General features: G+C 51.2%; 20 protein-coding genes. 15 read left to right on the top strand and 5 right to left on the bottom strand.

Going from position 1 to position 24985, the window contains the following annotated elements:
• Genes gspJ through ACN0R8_RS02215 form a run of 3 tightly spaced genes read left to right on the top strand, consistent with a single transcriptional unit; the run spans position 1 to position 2514 of the window.
• Positions 1–690 (top strand): type II secretion system minor pseudopilin GspJ, encoded by a 690-nt coding sequence (gspJ, locus tag ACN0R8_RS02225; protein ID WP_417594647.1) that lies wholly within the window; start codon positions 1–3, stop codon positions 688–690.
• Entirely contained in the window at positions 690–1718 is a 1029-nt protein-coding gene (gene gspK, locus ACN0R8_RS02220; protein ID WP_417594645.1) for a type II secretion system minor pseudopilin GspK, read from the top strand. The genes gspJ and gspK overlap by 1 nt, the downstream gene beginning before the upstream one ends.
• Positions 1719–1764: 46 nt before the next feature.
• Complete coding sequence (locus tag ACN0R8_RS02215) at positions 1765–2514, top strand: type II secretion system protein GspL (RefSeq protein WP_417594643.1); 750 nt, start codon at positions 1765–1767, stop codon at positions 2512–2514.
• Positions 2515–2648: 134 nt separating this feature from the next.
• Here the strand turns inward: ACN0R8_RS02215 and ACN0R8_RS02210 are convergent, their stop codons facing one another.
• Positions 2649–3047: a DUF6172 family protein gene (locus ACN0R8_RS02210; RefSeq protein WP_417594641.1), complete on the bottom strand. Its 399-nt coding sequence runs from the start codon at positions 3045–3047 to the stop codon at positions 2649–2651.
• Between the two features lie 346 nt (positions 3048–3393).
• On the opposite strand from ACN0R8_RS02210, the gene ACN0R8_RS02205 reads away from it, so the two are divergent.
• The 3 genes from ACN0R8_RS02205 to ACN0R8_RS02195 all read left to right on the top strand — a co-directional run bounded on the left by ACN0R8_RS02205 (position 3394) and on the right by ACN0R8_RS02195 (position 6133).
• Complete coding sequence (locus ACN0R8_RS02205) at positions 3394–3966, top strand: hypothetical protein (protein ID WP_417594639.1); 573 nt, start codon at positions 3394–3396, stop codon at positions 3964–3966.
• 369 nt (positions 3967–4335) lie between these two features.
• Positions 4336–4857 carry a PAS domain-containing protein gene (locus ACN0R8_RS02200; RefSeq protein ID WP_417594637.1) on the top strand — a complete coding sequence of 174 codons (522 nt, stop codon included), beginning with the start codon at positions 4336–4338 and terminating at the stop codon, positions 4855–4857.
• Entirely contained in the window at positions 4832–6133 is a 1302-nt protein-coding gene (locus tag ACN0R8_RS02195; protein ID WP_417594635.1) for a methyl-accepting chemotaxis protein, read from the top strand. The genes ACN0R8_RS02200 and ACN0R8_RS02195 overlap by 26 nt, the downstream gene beginning before the upstream one ends.
• A gap of 96 nt (positions 6134–6229) precedes the next feature.
• On the opposite strand, the gene ACN0R8_RS02190 is transcribed toward ACN0R8_RS02195, so the two are convergent.
• A complete protein-coding gene (locus tag ACN0R8_RS02190; RefSeq protein WP_417594633.1) occupies positions 6230–6715 on the bottom strand; it encodes an NYN domain-containing protein in 486 nt (161 codons plus the stop codon).
• Between the two features lie 158 nt (positions 6716–6873).
• On the opposite strand from ACN0R8_RS02190, the gene ACN0R8_RS02185 reads away from it, so the two are divergent.
• A complete protein-coding gene (locus ACN0R8_RS02185) occupies positions 6874–7788 on the top strand; it encodes a bestrophin family protein (RefSeq protein WP_417594631.1) in 915 nt (304 codons plus the stop codon).
• A 5-nt stretch (positions 7789–7793) separates the two neighbouring features.
• On the opposite strand, the gene ACN0R8_RS02180 is transcribed toward ACN0R8_RS02185, so the two are convergent.
• The gene (locus ACN0R8_RS02180; protein ID WP_417594629.1) at positions 7794–8798 is read right to left on the bottom strand and encodes a YeiH family protein; all 1005 of its coding nucleotides are present in this window, start codon (positions 8796–8798) and stop codon (positions 7794–7796) included.
• Positions 8799–9149: 351 nt separating this feature from the next.
• On the opposite strand from ACN0R8_RS02180, the gene ACN0R8_RS02175 reads away from it, so the two are divergent.
• The 8 genes from ACN0R8_RS02175 (at position 9150) to modC (ending at position 20829) form a co-directional block, all read left to right on the top strand.
• Positions 9150–10289, top strand: a complete 1140-nt coding sequence (locus ACN0R8_RS02175) for an efflux RND transporter periplasmic adaptor subunit (RefSeq protein WP_417594627.1) — start codon at positions 9150–9152, stop codon at positions 10287–10289.
• 1 nt (position 10290) lies between these two features.
• On the top strand, positions 10291–13449 hold the full coding sequence (locus ACN0R8_RS02170) for an efflux RND transporter permease subunit (RefSeq protein WP_417594625.1): 3159 nt from the start codon (positions 10291–10293) through the stop codon (positions 13447–13449).
• A gap of 213 nt (positions 13450–13662) precedes the next feature.
• Positions 13663–14520: a Rossmann-like fold-containing protein gene (locus tag ACN0R8_RS02165; protein ID WP_417594623.1), complete on the top strand. Its 858-nt coding sequence runs from the start codon at positions 13663–13665 to the stop codon at positions 14518–14520.
• Positions 14521–14847: 327 nt separating this feature from the next.
• Entirely contained in the window at positions 14848–17469 is a 2622-nt protein-coding gene (nirB, locus tag ACN0R8_RS02160) for a nitrite reductase large subunit NirB (RefSeq protein WP_417594621.1), read from the top strand.
• A complete protein-coding gene (gene nirD, locus ACN0R8_RS02155) occupies positions 17466–17828 on the top strand; it encodes a nitrite reductase small subunit NirD (RefSeq protein ID WP_417594619.1) in 363 nt (120 codons plus the stop codon). Before nirB ends, nirD begins: the two co-directional genes overlap by 4 nt.
• 126 nt (positions 17829–17954) lie before the next feature.
• A complete protein-coding gene (gene modA, locus ACN0R8_RS02150) occupies positions 17955–18815 on the top strand; it encodes a molybdate ABC transporter substrate-binding protein (RefSeq protein ID WP_417594617.1) in 861 nt (286 codons plus the stop codon).
• Between the two features lie 46 nt (positions 18816–18861).
• Entirely contained in the window at positions 18862–19563 is a 702-nt protein-coding gene (gene modB, locus ACN0R8_RS02145; protein WP_417594615.1) for a molybdate ABC transporter permease subunit, read from the top strand.
• 6 nt (positions 19564–19569) lie between these two features.
• Positions 19570–20829, top strand: coding sequence for a molybdenum ABC transporter ATP-binding protein (gene modC, locus ACN0R8_RS02140; protein WP_417594613.1), 1260 nt, complete (start codon positions 19570–19572; stop codon positions 20827–20829).
• A gap of 2 nt (positions 20830–20831) precedes the next feature.
• On the opposite strand, the gene ACN0R8_RS02135 is transcribed toward modC, so the two are convergent.
• Together ACN0R8_RS02135 and ACN0R8_RS02130 are read right to left on the bottom strand one after the other, a co-directional pair.
• Positions 20832–23576: a molybdopterin-dependent oxidoreductase gene (locus ACN0R8_RS02135; RefSeq protein WP_417594611.1), complete on the bottom strand. Its 2745-nt coding sequence runs from the start codon at positions 23574–23576 to the stop codon at positions 20832–20834.
• A gap of 129 nt (positions 23577–23705) precedes the next feature.
• Positions 23706–24959, bottom strand: coding sequence for an NAD(P)/FAD-dependent oxidoreductase (locus tag ACN0R8_RS02130; RefSeq protein WP_417594609.1), 1254 nt, complete (start codon positions 24957–24959; stop codon positions 23706–23708).
• Positions 24960–24985 lie beyond the last annotated feature (26 nt).

Raw genomic sequence — 24985 nt, 5'->3', positions numbered from 1 at the left:
GTGGGTTTTATAACAGATCAGCCTGCCTCTGATTTGAAAAGAGGTGGAAAAAGTCTGCAGTCGGGCTTTACTTTACTGGAGCTGCTAATTGCTGTTGCTATTTTTGCGCTGATTGGGCTTGCGGGTTATAAGTTACTCAATAGTGTCATCCGCACTTATGAACACACCCGTGAGCATTCCGATAGCTTCAGTCAGTTGCAAAAGGCTGTTTCCGTTATTGACCAAGACCTGAAGCAGTTATCCCGTCGCCCCATTCGAGATGAATTAGGCGATCCTTTCCCTGCTTTTGCTGTGAATTATCAGGGAGGACTGCCTCTGGAGTTCACCCGTAGTGCGGGCTGGTTAACAGTGGTTTCATCCGGGGATAGCGCTATAGCATCTGGTGCTGCTCCTTTAACAGGTGTAAAGGAGCGTGTTAGTTATCGTTTGTTAGATGGCGAGCTTCAGCGGCTACTCTGGCCTGTACTGGACAGAGCACAGGATACGGAGCCCTATGTACAGGTACTATTGACCAACGTAACTCATTTCAATGTGCGTGTGGTGGCTGACGGCACTTGGCAGATGTTTTGGCCAGTAGAAAGCCAGCAGGGTATGACGGATTTATTTCGTCTGCCTGACGGTATTGAAATCCAATTTAACCATAAAACTTATGGCACGATTCGGCGTGTTTTTGCCTGGACGGGGATCTGATGAAATCATCTGTGATCCGTAATTCATCTGCCCAGGCAGGTCACAGGCAGTCTGGCGTTGCTTTGATCAGCGTTTTGCTGATTTTTGCTATCGCGGCGATTCTGGCTGCGCGTATGATGAGCCAGGGGAGTATCCGGGCAGAGCAAACCGGAGCCTACCAACTGCAACAGCAGCTTGAGGCCTATGCACGTGGTGGTGAAACTTATGCGATTGCGCTGTTAAAAGAAGACTGGCGGCAGGATCAGGCTGCAGGAGAGCAGGCCTACGATCACCCTTCGGAACCTTGGGGACAGCTCGACCGTTTCGCGTTGAATACCGGCCATGATACGCCTGACGAGGGCAGTCTGCGCATCCGTATTTTGCCAATGGATGGTTTCCTGAATATCAACAACTTGCTGAAAGAGGACGGTGGGCATTCCGATGTTCGTTATCTTACCAGCTTGCGGCAACTGCTGAATGGCAATGGTGTTCCAGAGGTTCTGGCGGATCAGGCTCTGGACTGGATCGACCGTAATAATATACCAACAGGCCTGACAGGTGCTGAAGATAATGACTACCTGTTACAGACGCCTGCGTACCGGACCTCAGACCAGAATCTTCTGGATACCGATGAGCTGATGTTGCTGGCAGCGGGATCTTCGGAAGACCGCCTTCGGATGAGTGAAATGCTGGTGGGGCTTCCGTCACATACCCGCATCAACCTTAACGCTGCCAACCCCGATGCCCTTGCAGCCTTGCTTGGACAAACAAAGGATCAGGCCAGGTCCTTATTGGTGGGGACTGAATATGTGCCAATCCAATCTGTGACAAAGTTTCTGACGGAACGCTCTATACCTTTGGAATTAGCGGAGCTTTTTTCAATCCGCAGCCGGTTTTTTATGATTACCACCCAAGTTGACTGGCAGGCGCAACGCTTAGCTTTGACCACCTTGCTGGAACGGGATCTGGATACCGGCCATGTATCTGTTTTACAGCGTCGCTTTCAACCGGTTTCTCAGCAGCGCTTTATACGACAGGCTGAAAAGTGATGACCGCAACAATGAATAATCAACGTTCAGGCAAGGAGTTTGAGCTATGCCGTGTAACCTGGTTGTAATTTACCAGCCGTATCGGGACCCTGAAAACCCTCTGGTTTGGTTTCCATTGGATCAGTTGGAATTATCAGGTAACGGAGATGAGCCTGCTCAGAGTGCTATGCAGGGGAATTTCTCAGATTTTCATGAGACTTTAGCTGCAGAAAGTCCCGCGGCTAACTTGTATCTCTTTTTGGCGGATGAGTTACTGAGCTTTCATCGGGTCGATGTGCCTCAAGGGGTAAAGCGGAGTTTACAGAAACTGCTGCCGGTTTTACTGGAGGAGCAACTGGCTCAGGATATCGAGCAAATTGGGGTGCATTACGTGGATGCCCAGTATGATGATTCCGTATCGGAAACGATCATGTGTAATACGGCCGTTTGGGATCGACAAAGTCTTGAAGCCCTCATGACGAGGCTGAAAGCGCCAGGGCAGCCTGATAAAGAAAACAACAATGCCCCTACTATCCGGCTGAAAGCGTGCTTGCCGTGCTCTGTTTGTCCGCTATTGGATGAAGCCATTCGGGCTCAACCCCGGCCGGATTTCTGGCAGATAATTCCCCGGTTACCTCCTGCTTATCAGCTTCAGATTACCGGCAGGACTGATAACGTAGCATTGCAACTGGAAACCCATCAATGGAACTTAATAACACCGGAACACAGTGAGGTGAATCCTATGCTGGGGGTTTTTGCTGTGGGCATGTTGGCGGCGGGATTGTATCTGTTAAATCAATGGCTATCGGTTTTTTAGCCAAAACAGCCAGTGCGTATACGTCTCAGGACCTTGGCTATCAATGATAAATCTACCCTGGAATCAGATTGTCAGCATGCTTTGGCCCGCGTACTGAGAAATACGCAGACCAGATTCATAAATCGAGAATAAGGTTAGTTATCTTCCGGATACTGATCGTCTTCAAACGGGTCTGCTGCTTCATGCTGCCGGACGCTGCCAGGGGTACTCTCGATGCCATCGTTTATTGGCTCAGGTTCTTCTTCACGCTCAACAAAAACCCGGTTTGCAGGTACGGCGATAATTTCGAGATAAAAACTCTGCCACTGCTCTGTTTCGGCATAGCTGAGTTTCTCATTGATTTGTGTAACATGGATCTCTTGTGCGCTTTCGGCATCTGCTCCGAATTTGCAGGAAAAGTCCCAAAAATCGAAGCCTTTAGGTAAAACTTTGTTGCGTTCTCGCTTAAGATATTTTTTTGCTTCGTTTTTGGCCGACTCGATCATGCGCGGATATTTGATCTTCGGGTGGGAAAGCTTAAATGTTTTTTTCATTGGAATCCTGATACTTGATATGAGGTGATAAGCGATACACGCAGTATTGGGCTTATCCCCTGAAATGCGCGGGCATCATAACGGATTTGCTCCTGAGCAGCTATCAGAACTTCAATGGAGGGTACGTTTGTTTTTTCAGAAAGCAGAGGTTCGTGGCGCGGCTTTATTTTTGTCAGGGCTTAGGTTTATCGTTAGTTTAGGCGATAGGTTTTTTCTTTAGCCTTCTTTTAAATCAGTGGGTTAGATTATTTTCCTGCAAAACATTTCAATAAAAGAGGTTTTTAATTCATTCATACGGTGCGTATAGTAAGGTGCTTTAGATTTAAGTTTAATAAAAGGCGTTCTTATGAACTCAAAAACTAATCTTCTGATACGTACATCTTTTGCAAAACTCTTCTCAATTATTTTTCTGGTTTTGGCCCTTGCAATTGTTTTTTCTCTGATTTTCGACATTTTTAACGACTTGGTTGATGGTGTCGGGTTTATGCAGATCTTTTTGGGGAGTATTAACACGGGCATTATCGCGCTGGCTGTTTTCGAATTAGCCCTGGTTATTCATAAAGAATACTCTGGCGAAGAAGCAGAGGATGAAGACCCGGTAGCGGCTTTAAGAAGGACGATTCCCCGCTTTATCGGAACCGTATGCGTTGCGTTGTCACTGGAGGGATTGATCATGGTGATCAAATACAGTCAGTTTGATCTGGCCGGAAACCTCTACTACCCGGTCGCTATTATCAGCAGTACAGCCTTTTTACTGATTGCACTGGGCGTGTTTATTTTTCTGAGTGACAAATCCACCCGCGCTCTTTCAGTTGAGTCTCAGTCAAAACTGCTGGAAAGCGCTTCCGCCACCGGACAGGAGACAGGCGAGCTTCATGCCGCCAGTTTTGCGCCGGATGCTAAAAAAGCGGCGTCTTAGCTGAATCTGCGCTAATTTTTGTCGGCAGTTACTTGCAGTTACTTAAGGAATATGACATTAGGTTGCTTCTTGACGATCTGAATAGTTTAATACTGGGCTGCATGAGGGGTGTTAACCTGATTTTGGGGCATGTGATTGTCGCATGCCGCCACTAATCTCTGAGTGACAAGAATGCAGTTTTCTTATCCTTATTTATGATCTTCAAGGTTGCAGCCCCCAATGATTTTCCTGACGAGCCAGGCCCAGACTTTTTCAGACAAAGAGTTGTTTGAAGATCTGCTCTTTCCCTGACTCGTTATATGGCCTTTGATTTTATCAGGGCTAACCAGAACTCAGTCCTGTGACTGTGTTGAAAAAAGTGAGGTTACTTTGAAACCTAAATCGATCAAGCCGACACAGATCGAGCGAAAAATGCGCCCGGAAGACTTTATTGTTTCCAAGACTGATGCTAAAGGGCGGATAACATACTGCAACCCGATTTTTCTTGAGTTTTCCGGTTATACAGAACAAGAACTCCTGGGAGTCCAGCATAATATTATCCGGCACCCGGATATGCCAAGAACGGCTTTTAAGCTGGCTTGGGATACGATTCAGTCCGGTAAAGAATTTTTTGCTTATGTGAAGAATATGAGTAAAGACGGTAGTTTTTACTGGGTACTGGCTCATATGACACCTGATACCGGAAGCAATGGACAGCCGATAGGCTATACCTCCGTACGGCGTTGCCCACGGCCTGAAGCTCTAGACGCGATAACCCCCATTTATGACCAGTTACTGTCAGCAGAGAAAGGGGCTGGGGCTCGTGATGCTTTGGATGCGGGCTTTCAGGTTCTCGATAAAATATTAGAGCAGGAGGGTAAGACTTATGAAGAGCTGGTTCTCACAATCTAATCAGTATTTGCTTCCTGTACTGTTGTTACTGTTGGGTGTGGTAGCTTCTGTCTGGCAGCCGCAGGCAGCGGTTGCTGGCAGTGTTCTGGCTGCCATTTGGCTGTTAGGCTTATCGATGAAACCTCGTCAGAATCCTGAGGTGGCTCAGATCCGGTCTCTGTTTCAGAAGGTTGCGGATGGCCGATTGGAACAACGATTACCGAACACGCTGAATGACCCGGAGCTTGATCAGCTGCGAATCAGTATCAATTCCGCTCTTGATCAGACTGAGACGGCTTTTCGTGAAATTCTGGGAGCGATTCGGGCGTCCGGTAATGGTCAGTATTTTCGAAAACTACAGGTAACCGGACTACATGGGACGTTTCGAGGCGTGCTTGAAGAGATTCAGCAGGTACTTGATGAGGTCCATCGCACTCAGGAGATTGTTGATCGTGAGTCTCTGCTGTCCCGGATCTTTCTGCGATCAGAGCGCGGTATGTCTTCGGCAATGGACACAACAAATGCGACACTGGAAAATGTAAATGAGCAAGCAGGTTATATTGCCGATTTCTCACACAGTTTTTCTGAAACGGCGAGTGACATGGTTCAGGCTGCAGAGAAGATGTCTGCGGCTCTGATGGATGCTGGTCAATCTGCGGAATCCAGCTTTTCTGCGCTACAGGCACTGACTGATGCCGCAACGGATATCCGGAATCGCAGCTCTCAAATTGATGAGCTGGCTTCACAGACAAACCTTTTGGCTCTTAATGCAGCCATTGAAGCGGCCCGGGCCGGAGAAGTGGGCCGAGGCTTTGCTGTTGTTGCGGATGAGGTGCGAAGCCTGGCGGATCAGTCTCAGGGAACGGCGCAGCAGATCTCATCATCCATCAGGGTTATGATGGATACGCTATCTTCCATGGTATCCCGGTTTGAAGTACTGCGTGAGGCGGTTGACGAAGCTCGTGAGACTTCCGGGATTTTTGGTAAAACACTAAAAGAGTCTGCTGAATCTGCCTGCACTGTCGATCAGCAGGCAGGTCAAATCAGTAAGCTTGCTGACGTAATGGAGGGCTCCATGAGACTTCTGCGCAGTGCTCAGAAAGCCCGGGCTGATGTGAACTCAATTCTGAATGGGAAGCCAATAGAGATCGGTAATCTGTCTGATATTGAACAGAAAGCGATTGATATGGCTGAAGAAGGGCGTTGGTCAAAAGACAGTAATGACCGGGAAGCTCTGGTGAGTATTTACGATCAGGTATTTACTGATATTGAACGTCAGTTGAATGGTCTTCGCTAACGTTTTTCGTAGGAGATCAGGTAGGTCGGAGGAGATCAGATAGGAGTGAGTTGGCCGTATGGCTTGGTCTATCTATCTGCTCCTCCGCCTGTTTGCTCAGAGTGATGTTGCTACCAGCATTTCGCTGCTAATCTCATTAAAACGATCACAGCTTTGAATCAGGCTATTGGCCGTCAGAGAAGCAACACCATAAACCTCAGTTTGTGTGCCAAATCTGTTTTTTACCCGCTCCAGTAACTGATCAAAATCCCCATCTCCAGATAGTAGGATCACCTTGTCCACATCAGGTGCCTGCTCATAGAGATCCAGTGTGATCCCAACATCCCAGTCACCTTTGGCAGAACCATCCCTTCTTTGGATAAACGGCTTTAGCTTTACCGTAAAGCCGATATGCTTCAGGGCTTGCTGGAACTTCTGTTGTCCCAGGTCCTGGCTGTTGATGGCATAAGCTGTGGCGCTGACAATATCTCCTTCCCGGGTTACCTGCTGCCAAAATTGACGATAATCGAACGAGCGTCCGTACACCTGACGGGTCGTGTAGTAAATGTTCTGAATGTCGACAAAAATTGCGATCCGGGGCATGGTCAACCTTAGGGTTTTATAGTGAGGGGAACCAAGGTACAGGATCTTTCTTGCGGATTAAACCTTGCGGTCTTACCTGTGTAGGGACACCTCTGATTTAGTGCTAAAATACGGGCATTTTACGCTGCTATCTATATTGGCTCTATTGAGGATGTATTGTGATTATTCATAAAAGGGTTGGGTTTCTCACTCTCTTATTCACCGTGCGCGGCTCTGTTGTTCCCCGTGTTTTGCCGCAAATGACCCTGCTGGCTCTTTTCTCAAGTGGTATCGTTTTTATTTACCAGTATCACACCATTGAACTACCGGAATTTAGCCTGACACCGTTTACATTGCTGGGGATTGCCCTGTCGCTTTTTTTGGGATTTCGCAACAATGCAGCCTATGATCGCTGGTGGGAAGGGCGCAAGCTCTGGGGGAGCCTTGTCTATGAAACCCGGGCAATTGGTCGGGCTACAGAGTTGCTTCTGATGCCTGATAGTGCCCGGCGTCCTTTGCTTAAACTGACCGCTGCCTTTTCTCACAGTATGCGCCAAAGTCTTCGTCCTGAGTCGGATACCGGCCCGGCTATCGCAAGTTTGCTGGATGCTAAAACCACATCAAGGCTGTTGCAGTCGGCAAACCCCGCCGATGCCATTTTACGGGAGATGGCCCGGATCATCGCTAAAGAGCATGAATTAAATCGGTTGGATACAATGGCCGTTAATATGCTGGACCAGCATCTGACAACACTGGCTGGAGTTCAGGCCGGGTTAGAGCGTTTGGCAAACACACCCATGCCGTTTGCCTTTACATTATTGGCGCATCGTACCGCTTATATTTACTGCTTTTTATTACCCCTGGGTTTGGTGGGAAATGCGCTTTGGTTGACGCCATTTTTTACAACTCTGGTGGCGTATTGCTTCTTTGGTCTGGATGCTTTGTCAGAAGAACTTGAATACCCGTTTACTAAAGAAGGGGCAAATCACCTGCCCTTGGAGGCGATGTGTCGGGTGAATGAGATCTCAGTGGCAGAAGCCTTAGGTGACAAACCGCCAAAGCCTCTTCAGCCGGTTAAGCATATTTTGAGTTAACCCATTTATGCATAAAGCAGTAGATTCAGACTTAAACCTGTACTTATTAAGAGTACAAACAGTAGCGCCGCAAGTAGGATAGGCTTCAAACCTGCCTCCCGTAAGGTGCTCCAGCGTGTGTTGTAACCCATAGCGGCCATGGCGATGGTAAGACTGAACTGGCTGATAAGGCTGATCACTCCGTGGACTGCTTCCGGTAGTTGGAAAAGACTGTTTACCAGCACTGCCAAAACGAAGAAGCCGATAAAGCGGGGGAAGGTTACTGGTAGTTTTCGGCTCCGGTCTTTGCTTTCATTGCAGGCTTGCTTATCTCTGAACAGTAGTAGGCCCAATGCAATCACCACAGGGGCAAGACACAATACCCGGATCAACTTGGTCATGATGGCCGTTTGCAGCGCTTCGGGACCTATGGTCTGGCCCGCCGCGACGGCCTGAGCCACCTCATGCACGGTGCTGCCGATAAAAATACCGTACTGCTCTGAAGGGATGTGCAGAATAGTAAAGAGTACCGGGTAGAGTAGCAGAGACAAACTGCCAAAAAGCACGACGGTTGCAACGGCCACAGAGACCTGACGATGGCCGCCTTTTACCACAGGCTCTGTTGCCATAATTGCTGCTGCACCACAGACGGCGCTGCCGACACTGGTCAACACCGCCAGCTCACGGCTCATACCCAGACAATGAATGCCTACGCTAATACCGATCAGAAGAACCAGTGTGATAATGGCCAGATCGATTACCAGAGCTTGCCAGCCCAGCTGGGCAACTTGTTGGAATGTCAGACCAAATCCAAGCAGAATAATACCAAGGCGTAACAGTTTCTGTTGGCAGAACAGGCTGCTGGTCGATGGTGTGCTATCTGTGGATGCAAAACCCAACCCTCGAAAGAAAGCACCTGATAGCATACCTAGCACAATCGCCAGCGGGAGGCTGCCAAGGCCAAGTTCGTTAAACAAAGGTTGTTTAGCAATAACAATCGCAAGTAGGGTGATGATCAGCAGATGGAGCATAGGTAAGCCCTGAGTCACAAAAATGTGTGGCTATTATGGCGCTGCAATTAAATCTGGAAAGTGAATTAAATTTATATTAATTATCGGTTTTATCGATATATAGTGCTGATTGTTAGTTATTACCTTACTGGGCGACAGATAAGCGTATAAAAGCAATGTCGGTCAGGCAGGTCATGTAATATTTGTCATGATTTGCCTGAAAGATATTCCACATACTGCCGGATGAGCTGCTTTATAAATCTGTTTGGCCCGGTTACGCAAATCTCTGGCTTTTGTTAATCTGCATTATCTTTTTTTCATACCCCGCTTTGGGGGTATAACACTGCGATTTATGGACTATAGAGGCTCTCTGTGAAAATTAAATTCTCGCAAGTCGCTGCGGCAGTTGCTGTTGTGGGCTTTGTAGGTTGGGTATTGACAGCTCGGATCGATACGGCGCTGGCAGAGGCCCCTGATGCAGCCGAGGACTCTAAGCCTTCGATTAATGTGCCTCAGGTTGAGGTTAAGTACTCGAAAGCAAGTCTCTATGACCGCCAAACGGTTTTGCAGGGGCAGATTGAGCCCTGGCGAAGTGTCCGGCTGCGTACACAGGTTGCCGGAACAGTAGAGTCGCTGCTAGTGGAGCAGGGTGCCCGTGTCTCCCGGGGCCAGCCGCTTATTCATTTGTCCCAGAGTGAATATCAGGCCCAGTTAAATAGCGCTAAGGCCAGTGTACGCCTGAAAGAAGCTGAATTAAAAGCTGCCCGTAAGCTCTATAAAACTAACCTGCAAACTGAGACTGCCGTTCTGAGCCTTGAAAGTGAACTGGAAAGTGCGCGTTCAGGCCTGGTTCTGGCACAGCAGCAATTAGATCATGTTGTTCCAAAAGCGCCTTTTGATGGTGTTGTGGATCAGCTGGATGCAGAGCTGGGTCAATATATGACGCCAGGTGAAGAGTGGGGATTGCTGGTTAATATTGACCGCCTGAAGGTTACCGCTCAGGTGCCGCAGCAGGATGTGATCCATGTGGCTGTAGGTCAGCCTGTTGAAGTCGCACTGTTAGATGGGCGTGAGCTTGCGGGCTACGTCAGTTTTGTGGCAAGTGCTGCAGACCCTTTAACCCGGGGGTTTCCTATTGAAGTGGCACTGGAAAACCCGGAGCAGCTTCGGATAGCGGGTGCCAGCGCAACATTGAAAATTCATCTGGGAAGCATACCTGCCCATAAACTATCGCCGGCATTACTGAGCCTGAATGAAAAAGGTGTTTTGGGGGTTAAGTGGATCGATGCACAGAATAAAGTGATGTTTTCCCCGGTTAATCTCCTGAGTACCGGTACGGACGGAGCCTGGATCACCGGTCTGCCTGACAATGTAGCTGTGATCAGCTTAGGTGGTGGATTTGTTCATCCGGGCCAGACGGTTTCTGTGGTCAGTATTTCCGGTACTGATAGCCCGGTCACTGACTATAATCCTGGCGATTCTGCGCTAGTGACTGCACACGGAGCAAACTGATATGGAAACCCTGATTCGGGCGGCGATGAATCGAAGCCGGGCCACGCTTTTTGTTTTGATGATGTTGGTTGTAGGTGGTATCGCGTCCTATCAGACGATTCCCAAGGAAGCCAACCCTGACGTTACTATTCCCATTATCTATATTTCCATGACCCTTAGCGGCATTAGTCCGGCTGATTCTGAGCGTCTTTTAGCCCGCCCCATGGAGCAGGAACTACGCTCACTGGAAGGGATTAAGAAGATGACTTCCATCGCAGGAGAGGGCCATGCCTCTGTCACCCTGGAGTTTGATGCAGGTTTCGATCCTAAGACCGCACTGCAGGATGTTCGGGAGAAAGTTGACAGTGCGCAATCAAAACTTCCTGCGGAAGCGGATGAAGCGACAGTCCATGAGATCAATGTGGCGCTCTTTCCGGTGATGTCTGTCGGCCTGTCCGGGCCGGTTAATCAGAAACAGCTGATATATATTGCTCGTCGCCTGCAACTGGAGCTGGAGGGTATTCCTGAAGTACTTGAGGTTGATATCGCCGGAGATCGGGAAGACCTGCTGGAGATCGTAGTAGACCCTCAGGCGATGGACAGCTACAACCTGGACTACGCCGATCTGTATTCTCTGGTGAGCAATAACAACAAGCTGGTTGCTGCCGGAAGTCTGGACACCGGTGCTGGCCGTATGACTCTGAAGATCCCCGGTGTGATCGAGAATCTTGAAGATGTGATGAATATGCCGATCAAGGTTTCCGGTCAGACGGTGGTGACCTTTAAAGAGGTGGCGACGATCCGTCGCACCTTTACCGATCCGGAAGGGTTTGCCCGAATCAATGGTCAGCCGGGGGTGGTGCTGGAGATTAAGAAGCGCGCCGGAGCTAATATTATCAATACCGTTGATAAGGTGCGGGCTCTCTTTAAAGCTGCAGAACCTCAATTACCGAAAGATTTGCAGGTACGCTACCTGATGGACCAGTCCTCAGAAGTGAAGAGCATGTTGTCGGATCTGCTCAATAATGTGATGACCGCTGTCATTCTGGTTCTGATTATTATGCTGGCGGCAATGGGAGCCCGTGCTGCTTTTCTGGTGGGCCTGACGATTCCCGGAGCCTTCCTGACCGGGATTCTGGTGGTGTCATCTTTGGGTTTCACCATGAATATTATTGTTCTTTTCTCTCTGATCCTGGTGGCGGGGATGCTGGTGGACGGAGCCATTGTGGTATCAGAACTGGCAGACCGTCATCAAAAAGAAGGTTTTTCACGTAACGATGCCTGGGCCCATGCCGCCAGTCGCATGGCATGGCCGATTATCGCCTCGACGCTCACCACCATTATGGTCTTTCTGCCCTTACTTTTCTGGCCGGGAGTGATGGGAGAGTTTATGCAATACCTGCCTGCAACCGTCATGATCTGTCTGTTTGCTTCATTGGCGATGGCGCTGATCTTTTTGCCGGTAATGGGTAAGGTCTTCGGTAAACGGGAACCGCTGGATAGGGATAAGCGTCCTGCGGTTAGTGATATCGATATGAATCATGTACAGAATCAATCCGCTGGTGGTAAGGCTTATCGCCGCATTCTGAATCTTTGCCTGAATTTTCCCGCATCTACTCTGGTTTTGATGCTGGTTCTTATGGGAGGTATTTATGCCGCCTACGGTAAGTTTAACCACGGTATGGAATTTTTCCCTGATGTTGAGCCTGAATCCGCCCAGCTTCAGGTGCGTACTCTGGGGGATTTTTCTGTTTATGAGAAAGATGCACTGCTGCAGCGAATTGAAAACCGTTTGTATGGTATGCCAGAGGTCGAGGCGATGTATGCCCGCTCCTTTGCTGCGGCTGGTGGTCAACTGGCAGAAGATGTGATCGGTGTGATTCAGTTCCGCTTTACCGACTGGGAAACACGACGACCGGCGAACCTGATATTGGATGAGATGCGCGAGCGTACCCAGGATATTCCGGGAGTGATTCTGGAGTTCCGTAAGCAAGAAGGGGGGCCGCCATCCGGTAAGCCGGTTGAGCTGCGTATCAGTGGCAATGCCCCTGAAGAGATTAATTCAGCGGTGGCCCAAATCCGTCGGATAATGGATGAGTTAGGTGGTTTTGCCGATGTGAACGATGACCGGGCACTACCGGGTATTGAGTGGCTTTTCGAAGTTGACCGGGCTAAAGCAGCTCAATACGGTGCAACCATATCCAGTGTGGGTAATGCGGTTCAGCTGGTCAGTAATGGCCTGAAACTGGCAAGTTACCGACCTGAGGATGCCAGTGATGAAGTGGATATACGTATTCGTCTGCCGGAGTATGCCCGTACCCTGGATCAGTTGAATCGACAGAGTCTTAATACCCCCTATGGTCAGGTACCTCTGAGCAATTTTGTCACCCTGACTCCGGCTCCCAAAACCGGAATTCTGCGCCGCCTGGATGGCAAACGTACGATTACCATCTCCGGTGATGTAGCGGAAGGTGAACAAGTGAATGAGCGCCTGACTGCGCTAAAGGGACGTCTGGGTGAGCTATCGGATACCGTATCCGTGACCTTTGGCGGTGAAGATGCGGATCAGAAAGAATCTATGGTCTTTCTGATGGGGGCCTTTTTAGTGGCCATCCTGCTGATGATGCTGATTCTGATTATTCAGTTCAACAGCATTTATCAGACCCTGCTGGTGCTGTCTGCCATTATTTTTTCAACGGCAGGTGTTCTGCTCGGACTTTTGATTAACGGTCAGGCTTTCGGTGTTGTGATGGTAGGTATGGGCATTATCGCCCTGGCTGGCATTGTGGTGAATAACAATATCGTATTGATCGATACCTATAACCGTATTCGTGCCGGAGGTCTGGGAGCGTTTGAAGCGGCTCTGGAAACCGGATGTATGCGTTTGCGGCCGGTACTACTTACTGCTCTGACGACGGTGCTTGGTCTGATGCCGATGGTGTTAGGTGTGAATGTTAACCTGGTGGAGCATAGCCTGGGTTGGGGGGCGCCATCGACCCAGTGGTGGACACAGCTGTCCAGCGCCATTGCTGGTGGCTTGACCTTTGCCACGGTTCTGACTCTGTTACTGACCCCTTGTATGCTGGTGTTAGGTGATGGTTTTGCGGATAACCGTGTTTTCCGGCTGTTTCGCAGGCTTTTTTCACGGAAAACCACAAAAACGCTAACCTCATCGCACTAGCCCTTTACAGGACTGGTCTGGTGTTCTTTCTACCTAAAGGCAGGCTTAAAAACCTGCCTTTAATGACTTTGGTTCGACTGGCAGAGGGATATTTCTCTCAGTGATATCTGCTTTTATCCCATCGCTGCCTGATAACTGATAGAATCCCGCTCTTTTCAGGTGTCCGGCTGTCAATTTTTACCGGATGCCTTGGCTGTTCTGCAAGGGCTTTTCATGTATCTCGATCCAAACTGGCGTATTCTCACCGTAGGTGATGGCGATCTCTCTTTTTCATTGTCACTGAATCAGATGCAGTCACAGACGGCTGGTTGTCTGGGCTTAGTCACCGCCAGTGTATTGGATCAGCAGGCAGAACTGCTCGCCAAATATCAGGATTGTGCTTTTTTTGAGCTGAAACAGCAGGGTAGTGAGGTGGCCACTGGTCTGGATATCATCAACCGTGATACCTGGCCGGAGAGTTTGAAAGGCCGCTTTGATGCGCTGATTTTTCAGTTTCCCCTGATTCCTTCCTTTACCAGTAAAGCAGAGTTTGAACAGGCCGGTGGCCTGACCACCAATCTGCTGAATCGCCGTCTGCTGCGCCTCTATCTGCAACACGCCTTCAGCTTCTTTCTTGACCCTGATGGAGCACAGCTGGCGCTGATCAGCTCCAAAGACCTGAAACCCTACAGCCAGTGGGATCTGGAATGCGGTATTCATCTTGGGCTGGAGCATCAGGGCAAGCCGGTTGAGCTGCTGGGCATGTGCCCGTTTCAGCAAAGTGCTTTTGAGGGTTACCGGATTCGTAACGTGGATCGTGATAAACAGATTCGAGGCACGAAAGGAACCACTTACTACTGGAGTGTAAAGCCTGTGGCTTCCCACCCGGATCAGCAGCTGATGGAACAGCTCACGCCGCCAACGCATCCCGTGGGAGAACCGGTATCTGAGCACTACTGCAACTGGTGCAAAACCGGCCCTTTTGCCTCACCGGAAGACCGTCAGGGACACCTTGAATCCCGCCGTCACCGCAATATGCAGGCGCTGGATGATGACTGGCGGGCGTTTTTGCTGGGGCGTTACAAAGTCTAAGACGTATAATAGGGACAGAATAGTGCGCTTGTGCACCAGTCTGGGGCGGTTTCGCTGGCTCAGAGGGGTGCTGAAACCCTCAAAATACGATCTAGTCATCTGATTTTAAAGCTTTTTTAAAAATCTGGTATAAGCCGTGCAATAGGTAGGACAAAGCAACCGATCTTCTGTGCAGTTCGCTGAACAGAAACAGGCTGCATAAAAACTGGATCTACCTTATTGAACAAAGGCGTTCATCACACATGATTTCATGTGGTCGATGAGCGCTTTTTTTTTGCCTGCTGTTTGGCTTTTCAGACCTGGCAGCACGAAAAAAGGCGAGACGTGATGATTAACACAGTGCATACAACGACAGATCAGACAAAGAAAGCGGCTTTTAAGGTTCTTGTGGTGGGTAACGGCATGGTGGGCCACCATTTTGTTGAGTCTCTGCTGGAGCAGACTCAGGCGTTAGCCGTTAAGAACCTTGACGTCAGTGTTTTCGGTGAAGAGCCCCATCGTGCTTATGACCGTGTTCATCTCTCCGAGTATTTTACCGGTAAAGATGCCGAGTCACTGGCGCTGTGTGAGCCGGGATTCTATCAGGAGCAGGGCGTTCACTTTTATCCCGGTGAGAAGGTGATGACCATCGACCGGGCGGGCAAAAAAGTGACTACAGATAAGGGCCGTAACTACGCATACGATGCTCTGGTGCTGGCAACGGGTTCTTATCCGTTTGTACCGCCCATTCCCGGTAAAGATCGTGATGCCTGCCTTGTTTATCGGACACTGGAAGATCTGGATCAGATTCGGGATTACGCCAGAGACGGGCGTAAAGGGGTGGTCATTGGCGGCGGTCTGTTGGGCCTTGAAGCGGCTAATGCCCTGCGTGAACTTGACCTTGAAACCCATGTGGTGGAGTTTGCGCCTCGTCTGATGCCGGTTCAGCTGGATGATGAAGGTGGTGCCGCTCTGAAACAGCGCATTACCGATCTGGGGGTTCAGGTGCATACCAGCATGCAGACCCAAGAGATTGTTGCTGGTGAAGGGTGTCGCCACCGCATGAACTTTGCCGATGGCTCCCATCTGGAAACGGATCTGATCGTTTTCTCTGCCGGTATTCGTCCCCAGGATGAGCTGGCCCGAAGCTCCGGTCTGACGGTGGGGGAGCGCGGCGGTATCGAGATTAATTCAGAGTGCCTGACCTCCGACCCTTCGATTCTGGCAATTGGGGAGTGTGCGCTCTGGGGCGGCCAGATTTTCGGTTTGGTGGCACCGGGCTACCAGATGGCAAAGGTCGCCGCTCACCATCTGTTGGATCAGGTTGTACCTGCGGGTACGTTGACGCCGGAAGCGCCAACCTTTACCGGTGCAGATATGAGCACCAAGCTGAAGCTTCTGGGGGTGGATGTGGGCTCCATTGGTGATGCCCATGCCCGCACGTCAGGGGCGAAAACCTACCGTTATCAGGATGAAGATGCTCAGGTATACCGTAAAATTGTGGTTTCTGAGAATAAGAAAGAACTGCTTGGTGCGGTGCTCGTCGGGGACAACAGCCGTTATGACACCCTGCTGCAGTACGCCCTGAACGGTATCGAACTACCCGCGGAACCCGCTGGGCTGATTCTGCCGGAATCCTCCGGTGCTGCCCCGATGTTGGGTGTAGATGCTTTGCCGGATAGCGCCAGCATCTGCTCCTGCCTCAATGTGACCAAAGGTCAGATTACCGATGCCGTGGCTTCCGGCTGCTGCTCGGTAGCGGAAGTCAAAGACGCTACCAAAGCCAGTACCGGTTGTGGCGGTTGTGCGGCCTTGCTGAAAGATGTGGTAAACGCCGAGCTTGCTAACCAGGGCATCGAGGTGAATACCGATCTTTGTGAACACTTCGCTTATACCCGTCAGGAACTGTTTCATCTGATCCGCGTAGGCGGTATCAAAACCTTTGATGAGTTGCTGGAAAAATACGGTAAAGGTTTAGGATGTGAGATCTGTAAGCCGACTGCGGGCTCCATCTTGGCTTCGGTCTGGAACGAGCATGTTCTTGAATCCCCCCACGTCAGTCTGCAGGACACCAACGACGCCTTTATGGCCAACATGCAGAAAGATGGTACTTATTCTGTGGTTCCCCGTATTGCTGGTGGTGAGATCACACCGGACAAACTGATTGTGATTGGCGAAGTCGCCCGTGACTTTAATCTATACACCAAGATTACCGGTGGTCAGCGGGTGGATCTGTTTGGTGCCCGCCTGGAACAGCTACCCCCGATCTGGAAACGTCTGGTGGACGCAGGCTTTGAAACCGGTCATGCCTACGGGAAGTCCCTGCGCACCGTAAAATCCTGTGTTGGTAGTACCTGGTGCCGTTATGGCGTGCAGGACAGTGTCGGTATGGCGATTTTACTGGAGGATCGCTACAAAGGCCTGCGCGCGCCCCATAAAATCAAATTAGCGGTCTCCGGCTGTACACGGGAGTGTGCAGAGGCCCAGAGTAAAGACTTTGGTGTTATCGCGACGGAAAATGGCTGGAATCTTTATACCTGCGGTAACGGTGGGATGAAGCCTCGCCATGGAGACCTGTTTGCCACTGATCTGAGCGATGATGAGCTGATTCGTATTATTGATCGTTTGATGATGTTCTATGTGCATACTGCGGATCGTTTGCAGCGTACGGCGCGCTGGATGGAAAACATGGAGGGTGGCCTGGATTATCTGCAGAGTGTGGTTCTGAAGGATAGCCTGGGCATTGCAGAGACACTAGAAGCTGATATGCAGCGCGTGGTGGATCGCTATCAGTGTGAATGGAAGAGCACACTGGAGAATCCGGAAAAACTGAAACGCTTCCGCCCGTTTGTGAACAGTGGTGTGGCGGACCCTCATATTCAGTTTGTTGAGGAGCGTCAGCAGATCCGCCCCGCCCGTCCTGAAGAAAAAGTAACCCGGTTAATTCCTGTTGAGGAGGTAGCATCATGATCAAGGTTCATAATAGTGCTCTTTGGCAAACGCTTTGTAAGACGGGCGACCTGGTCGCTAACTCCGGAGTGGCTGCTTTGCTGCCATCACCCTGTGGCACCAATGCGATACAGGTTGCTCTGTTTTGGTTGCCGGCCATGAATAGAGTTTATGCGGTAGAAAACTATGACCCCCTCAGTGATACCTTTCTCAACGCCAGAGGGCTAATTGGAGACCGCCATGGCGAGCCTTTTTTGGCGACACCGCTTTATAAGCATCATTACCGTTTAAGTGATGGTGTTTGCCTGGAGGATAATAATATCAGTCTGAAAACTTGGGTCGCAAAGATTGAGCAAGGTGAGGTCCGGCTTAAGGTTTAGATGGGATAACATCTGCTAGTAACAGAATAACCCGCAATAATCCGCAAGAGCCGGTATCGATCAAAGATCCGGCTTTTCTGATCATCGGTAACAAGATCAACCCTGTTCCATTGAGAGAGGTCCATCATGATCAGTATTTTGGCTCAACAAGGTATTCGATCTCTGCAATATCGTGTTCATGGCCTCGGTTACCTCTTTTATATTCTGATAACCCTGTTGCTGATTTTTAGCCCACCGGTCAAAGCCGAAGAGGTTCGGGTTGCGGTTGCGGCGAATTTTCTCAGTACGCTTCAGCAGCTGGCGGCGGTTTATCACAATCAGCAGAGTGACCGCCTGATGATTATCAGTGGTTCCAGTGGTGGCCTTTATGCTCAGATCCGTCATGGTGCCCCTTACGATCTGTTTTTATCGGCGGATCAGAGTCGTCCCGAACGTCTGGAGGAGGAGGGTTTTATTCTTCCTGGTTCCCGTTTTACCTATGCCAGAGGGCTACTGGCGCTCTGGTCTGATGATCCTTTACAGGTGGACCGCGAAGGTGCTGTGCTGCACTCAGGGACGTTTCAGCACCTGTCGCTACCCAATCCGGTTAATGCCCCTTATGGCCTGGCGGCTCAGCAACTGCTGAGTAAGCAGGGTCTCTGGCGGACGCTGGATGATCAAAAGCGGCTTATTCGTACCGGTAACGTCCGTCAGACACTGTTTCAGGTGGTCTCCGGGGCGGCACCTCTGGGTTTTATTGCCCTGTCTCAGGCACGTCATCCTTTCATCTCGGGTAAGGGCTCTCTTTGGGTCCCCGATCCTTCGCTTTACCCGCCGATTATTCAGCAGGGGGTTGTGCTGGCGCGAAGTCGACAGCCGCAAGCGGCACTCCGTTTTATGCGTTGGCTGCAAAGCCAGCAGGCCCGGACGCTAATCGCAGCTTCGGGCTATCAGGTTGGTCAGAAAGATCTGTTGCTGGCGGGCGGTTTTCCTAAGGCCGTATGGTAATGCTGCTTTTTGCTGAAACGCGCCGTGCCAAGAGGAGGTGTTTGCCATGGGGCTGAACGCTATGGTGTTGAGTCCACAGGATCTGAATGCGCTATGGCTAACCATTAAGCTTGCGGTGATCAGTACCGGGCTGTTATTGGTGTTATCGGCACCTTTGGCCTGGTGGCTGGCCCACAGCCGTTCGCCGCTTAAGGTTCTGGTTGAAGCCCTTGTCACGTTGCCGATGGTTTTACCACCGACGGTGATGGGCTTTTATCTGCTGATGTTTTTAGGGCCGGAGGGTTGGTTGGGGCGGGTTCTGGAGCAATGGGGAATTGGGCACCTGGCGTTCAGCTTTAGCGGTATGGTACTGGCATCAATGATCTTCTCACTACCCTTTGTGGTGCAGCCAATGCAGAATGCCTTTGCCAGTGCCGGAGGTCGTCTGCTTGAACTGGCGGCAACCCTGGGGGCCAGCCGGATGGATCGTTTCCGGCATGTGGCGCTGCCTCTGTCTCGCCGTGGGATTCTAACCGCTGGTGTGCTCTCTTTTGCGCATACGCTGGGTGAGTTTGGCATGATTCTGATGATTGGGGGCAATATTCCCGGCAGCACCCAGGTCGCTTCTATTGTCATTTATGATCATGTGGAGTCGATGAATTATGCGGCTGCTCACACTCTGTCCCTGGTACTGATTCTGCTATCGCTACTGCTGTTACTGGCCATCTTTGCGCTGAATCGTCGCGCGCCTCCTTTGGCGGCAGGATAACTTAGCATGACGATATTCTGCAGAATCCATCTTCAACGGGCGGAGTTCAGCCTGAGTGCCGATTTTGAACTGCCCGGTGGCGGTGGCGTAACTATTTTATTTGGCCGCTCCGGCTGTGGAAAAACAAGCCTGCTCAGGGCGATAGCCGGACTGGAGCCTGATGCGGTCGGGCAGGTTTGTGTCAACGGTCAGTCCTGGCTGAATGGCCGGGATACCCGACCGGTGCATCAAAGGTCTCTTGGCTATGTGTTTCAGGAAGCAAGCCTTTTCCCTCACTTGAATGTTCGCGCCAATCTTCTGTTTGGTTATCAGCGGGTCCCGGCAGGTCAGCGGCAGATATCACCTGATGAACTGATTGAACTGCTGCAACTGGAATCTCTGCTTGGACGCTATCCGGCTGAACTCTCCGGGGGCGAGCGCCAGCGGGTTGCTATTGCGGCGGCCTTGCTGACCAGTCCTGATCTGCTTTTAATGGATGAACCTTTGGCTGCGCTGGATAGTACGGCTAAGGGGGAGGTTTTATTCTACCTGAATCGACTTCGCAGCCGGTTTGCTATTCCCGTGATCTATGTGACCCACTCGGTTGAGGAAGCGATCGCCTTAGGTGATCAGATGTTGCTAATGGAGGCGGGGAGAATCGTGGCGAGAGGAGGCATTACAGAGCTGTTGCGCCGTACTGAGTTGCCGGGTATGACGGGAGAAATGATCCCCAACTTGCTGGACGGGATTGTTACCCCTGATACCGGTTCCCTTGCGGTTGATTGCTGCAGCGACCGGTCCCTGTTTGCCCTGAGGCTGAAGGGAAGCTCTCAACAGCTTTATGTGGTCCCTGATGATAAAGCTTGTGATTCTGCTGTTTGTGGTCAGGTTCAGTCGCTGGAACAAGATGGTATCCAAGCTGGAACTGAGCTGCGGGTTCGTATCGATGCCCGTGATCTGATGTTGTCACACCGTCGCCTTGACGCTGTCAGCTGTGACAATCAGTTGGCGGTGCGGATTGATCGTATTGAAGCGGAACAAACCAGTGGCAATCAGACGGGATGCTTCTATCGTATTCTTGTGAGTCTGCAGGCTTCAGCATTTGATCTCTCTTCAGAATCGGAGACGGAGTCGGCAGGTGTTTTTACCGCAAGTATATTGCCCCGTGGTGGCTTGTTTCCTGCCCAGAACCTGCTGCTGCGTCTGACACGGCAGCAGATTCAGAAAATGGCACTTAAAGAGGGACAGACGGCGTGGGTGTTGGTCAATAAGCTGACCTTGCTCTGATCTCAGGCGGTGCTGGCTTCTTTCTCCTGCGATAACACTGCTTGCCCGGCGATGATCGCTTTCAGCTCTGGGATACAGGAACCGCAGTTGGTGCCGCATTTTAACCGTTTTCCCAGTGACTCTGCACTGTCACAACCGGCTATAATCGCTTCACGGATTTTGTGTTCACCCACCTGAAAACAGGCGCACACCGTAGCCCCCTGAGCCTGGCCTTCACTCTGGCGGCCTGAAAGCAAAGCCAGCCGCTGGGAGGGGGTGACCGCTTGCCCGATCAGGCTATTGATCCATTCCCGATCCGGCAGATGCTCCATCCGATGGGCACAGATCAGCACCTGTATCAGGGTGTCACCGTCAAAGCAGGCGGCACGATAGATACCCTGACTCGGGTCTTCGTAGTGCAGCCAGTCACCTTCTGTCTGAAGCAGCTGCTGCCAGTGTGAGGTTTTCTGTAACGCTGTGGTATGAGCCACCTCAAAGCAGTTGCCCCGATCGAGGGGGGTTCTGCTCCAGTAGTCCAGCTCATGGGGAAGGGTACCGCTCTGCAGAGCGATAAAGCCAAAGCTATGCATCCGGGTTTTCTCAACTTGCACGGGTGCATGTTTCGACTCTGGCTGGCCGGAGATCGGGTCCGTTAACGCATTAACCAGACTGTCAATTTTGCCCGCTTTGGTATAGCGGTTATTCCAGTGTATGGGGGCAAACAGAGAGCCCGGTTTCAGCTGGCTGCTGATTTTTACACGCCCAAGAAATTCACCTTGATGGCCCTGCAAGCGGATAAGCTGGTTCTGTTCCAGCCCCAGACGATGGGCGTCCCCTGTTTCGACTTCGACAAAGGGCTCGCTGATATGGGCCATCAATCGCGGGCTACGGGCGGTTCGGGTCATGGTATGCCATTGATCCCGTACTCGGCCGGTATTGAGAATAAAAGGATAATCTTTATCCGGCGCGATAGCCGGTTTTTGGGGGCTGATACGGACAAAGCGAGCCTTGCCCGATGGTGTAAAAAAGCGTTGGTCGGTGAACAGTCGAGGCGTACCCATTGGATAGGCGTGATTAACCGGCCATTGCACCGGCTTCAGTGTGTTGTACGCGTCATCATTAAGAGACGCCAGTAGGCTGATATCAAAATCCCGTGCCCCCGGTTGCCCCTGAACATTCTCGAAGCCGGACAAGGCTGCATGTTCCCGAAAAATATCCGCTGGGGAAGTATAATTAAAGGCGTCCTGATACCCCATTCTCTGGGCCACCTGGGCGATCAGCCACCAGTCTGGCTGAATATCACCTTCAGGTTTTGTAAAAGCCCGCTGGCGGGAGATGCACCGTTCTGAATTGGTTACGGTGCCGTCTTTTTCACTCCAGCCTGCAGCGGGAAGTACGACATCGGCATAATCCAGCGTCTCGGCATCTTCAAAGCACTCAGATACCACCACCAGTGGACAGGCTTTCAGCGCCCGCTCAATCTGCTCGGTATCCGGCAGGCTCACAACAGGGTTGGTAGCCATAATCCAGATCGCCTTAATGCTGCCGGACTCAACCGCTTTAAACAGGTCAACGGCTTTCATACCCGGTTGGGTTGCCATTTTCCTGCTGTTCCAGAACCGTCCGACCCGGTCGATACTTTCCGGGGTGAAATCCATATGCGCCGCCAGCTGGTTGGACAGGCCGCCGACTTCACGGCCACCCATGGCGTTAGGCTGGCCGGTCAGAGAGAAGGGGCCCATACCCGGTGCGCCGATACGCCCTGTTGCCAGATGGCAGTTGATAATACTGTTGCACTTATCGACGCCTGTGGTGGACTGGTTGACTCCCTGGGAGTAGAGGGTTACGGTGCGCCGATGCTGGGCGTATAGCTCAAAGAAGCGGGCAATTTTTGCTTCGGCAACACCGGTTGTCCGTGCGGTGTCCTTAACAGGATTGGGGAACTCAAGGCAGACCTGTGCCAAGGTTTGTTCTGCGTTTTCGGTATGATGACGGATAAAATCCTTGTCCAGCCCCTTGTTCTGGGCTAGATAAGCCAGTAAACCATTAAACAGAAAGGCATCGGTTCCGGGATCGATATCCAGATAAAGGTCTGCTTCATCACAGGTGGCGGTCTGTCGCGGGTCGATAACAACGGTCAGGAGGCCAGAACGCTGCCGTTTGGCCCGGCTCAGGCGTTGATAGGCAACCGGATGTGTCCATGCGGCGTTGGAGCCGACCAGAATCACCAGATCTGCCAGCTCAATATCTTCATAACTGCAGGGCACACTGTCGCTGCCAAAGGCGCGTTTATAGGCCGCAACGGCAGAGGACATGCAAAGCCGGGAGTTGGTGTCGATATTGCCACTGCCGATAAACCCTTTCATCAGCTTGTTGGCTGCATAGTAGTCTTCGGTCAGTAACTGGCCGGAGACATAAAAGGCCACGGCGTCCGGGCCATACTCATCTATCGTTTGTCTGAAGCCATCGGCAACCCGGTCCAGTGCCTTCGCCAGTGCCACGGGCTGCTGATCGATCAGCGCCCTTTGCAGCCGGCCCTCCATGCCCAGTGTTTCATGCAGGGCTGAGCCTTTAACGCAGAGACGGCCATGATTGGCCGGATGGCCCTGTGTCCCCTTAACAGGGTTGATGCTTTCGTCTGTACCGGACAGGTCAACACCGCAGCCGACACCGCAGTATGGGCAGGTGGTACTGGTTTGCCACGGGCCGGCTCCGGCTTCCGCTATCGCTGAAGGGGTAATATCCACGGATGGAATCGATTTACTCATAGCCGTTCTCCATGTTTTTCCCGGATATCGTCAGGGTTCCGGTCATCAATAAGGGGATCAATAAAAAGCCGGACAGATGCGTTATTGCGGGTGTAGCGGTTTGATCTGTCTGGTGTAAAAGGTTTCAATTCAGGCCGCCACCGTGGGTTGTGGTAAGTGATGATCCAGGGTGCCAAACAGGAGTTGCTGACGAATGTCCGAGGTATCGGTGTTGTTCTGCATCAGATCGAACAGGGTGTTGCCTTCACGAATATCACCGTAAAGTAAAATCCCTGAGATGCGGTTGTCGCGCATGATCAGGCGGCGATAGTGTTGTTGAGCCGGGTCGTTCCAGCAGAGCACTTCAGCCCCTTCCTGTGGGATGACTTCACCGGCAGAGAAAAGGTCAATGCCGGATATTTTCAGGCGGGTAGCACTCCGGGTGCCGGAATAAATGGATTGAGGCGTATCCGGCTGGCGCTGCTGGTTTGCTAGATTCTGCCCCAGAATTTCAGCCTGCTCCCAAACCGGAGCAACCAGCCCGTAGCATTCGCCTCTGTGCTGACAGCATTCTCCCAAAGCAAAAATATGTCGGTCGGTGGTTTGCAGCTGATCATTGACCAGAATGCCTCGCTCATAATCCAGACCTGCTGTTTTAGCCAGCGTGATCTCCGGCGTGATACCGGCTGCGGTGATCAGAAGATCGCAGGGCAGAAGGCTGTCATCATCCAGCCGCAGCTGATGCACACGCCCTTCTGACTCATAAACATCTTTTATCTGACGGTTGAGACGAAAGTGGATGTCCCGTTTCTCCAGTTCCTGCTGCAGATAACCGGCGGATACCTTGTCCAGCTGTCGGTTGAGAATCCAGCCGCTCCGGTGCAGTAGGGTGGTTTGCATCCCTTTTTTAGCAAGGCCCGCCGCAGCCTCAAGGCCCAGCAGACCGCCACCAACAATCACTGCATGATGGTAGGTTTTAGCGGTGTCTTGCATTCGGTGGACATCATCCAGTGTCCGAAACCCCATAATGCCGTCAAGGCTCTCGTTGGGCAGACGTAATGATGCCGGTTTGGAGCCGGTGGCCAGAATCAGCTGATCGTATTCAAAGTGCTGGCCGGAATAGCAGATCACCCTTTTCTGCTCGCGGTCGATGGCGATTGCCGGATCGGACAGGTGCAGATCTATGTGGTGTTCCCGATACCAGTTAAGGGGATTAAGTACGATGTCTTTGAAATGGGTTTCGTCCGCCAGCAAAGGTGACAGCATGATACGGTTGTAGTTGGGGTGGGCTTCTTCACCGATCACAGTGATCTGGAAAAATTCAGCCCCCTGATGAGCGATCAAAGATTCTATCGCCTTGATACCTGCCATGCCGTTGCCGACGACCACAAGTTTCTGTTTCATCTGTGTCACCCTTTCTCACCCTGAGG

Origin of the sequence: Oceanospirillum sp. (assembly GCF_048265165.1) — a bacterium.
GTDB lineage: Bacteria > Pseudomonadota > Gammaproteobacteria > Pseudomonadales > Halomonadaceae > Oceanospirillum.
This window is presented reverse-complemented; position numbering and strand designations above follow the sequence as displayed.